Origin of the sequence: Plesiomonas sp. (assembly GCF_051650925.1) — a bacterium.
GTDB lineage: Bacteria > Pseudomonadota > Gammaproteobacteria > Enterobacterales > CAMTGL01 > Plesiomonas.
Genome location: NZ_JBOFRH010000165.1, coordinates 1 through 1,003 on the forward strand (window position 1 = coordinate 1; position 1,003 = coordinate 1,003).

At 48.8% G+C, this 1,003-nt stretch carries 1 protein-coding gene; it reads right to left on the minus strand.

Annotated elements, in window-relative coordinates:
• Positions 1-202: 202 nt before the first annotated feature.
• The coding region (locus ACRC27_RS03845; protein WP_438639232.1) for an alpha-amylase family glycosyl hydrolase at positions 203-1,003 on the minus strand (801 nt) is incomplete at its 5' end.

Genomic DNA, 1,003 nt, shown 5'->3' on the forward strand with positions numbered 1-1,003 from the left:
GCTGCCAAAGGTTTCAATAAAACCTATGCCACCGGCATACATGCCAACCACTTTACCCAGTGAAATCATCAACCCTGCGGCAGGCATTACCGCAATTACCACGATAAGGGATTTCCCGAATCGCTGCCAAAAATCAAACGACAACAATTTACTCATAATCCGTTCCTTGAGTGAGTATGCGCGTTACACACATAGTAGAAAGTTATTGCGTATTTTTTTGGATGAATACGTAAGCCGAATACGGTGATACACATTCGCTGGCAGTGAGCGCCGCAGCGCCATCACGGGTTTGCTGGTTATGCAGCACACACTCGCCCAGCGCCGCGATATCCAAATCCACCTGCGCATCACGGGAACTTAAATTGGTGATGATGGTGCAAATGGCGTCATCGGCAACACGCTGGTAGGCATAGATTTGCGGGTCGTCTTCTAATAACAGCTGGTAGCGGCCCGTGATTAAACTTAGGTTAGCTTTGCGCAGCGCAATCAAGCGGCGATAGAAATGCCATACTGAATTGGAGTCAGCTTGCTGCTGCGCCACATTCATCTGCCGATAATTGGGGTTTACGGTGATCCACGGTTGTACAGCGGAAAAACCGGCAAAGGCATGGTCATTCCACTGCATCGGCAAACGGCTATGATCGCGTGAGACTTGGTTCAACAACGCCAAGATTTGCGTATCGGTTTTGCCTTTTTGTCTGAGCTTAGTCATCAGATTACGGGCCGAGACATCCTGAAAATCATCCAGCGATGCAAAGCGATGATTCACCATGCCAATCTCTTGGCCTTGATAGATAAACGGCGTGCCTTTCATCAAGAAATAACAGGTCGCTAACGCTGTGGCACTAGCGTACCAGTTATCGACATCCGCAAAGGTATTGATGCTGCGCGCTTGATCGTGATTTTCCAGATACAAAGCGTTCCAGCCCTTCCCTTCCAAGGCATTTTGCCAGCGTGACAAGATGCGTTTGAAGTTCACCAAATCAAACGTTTCCCGTGACTC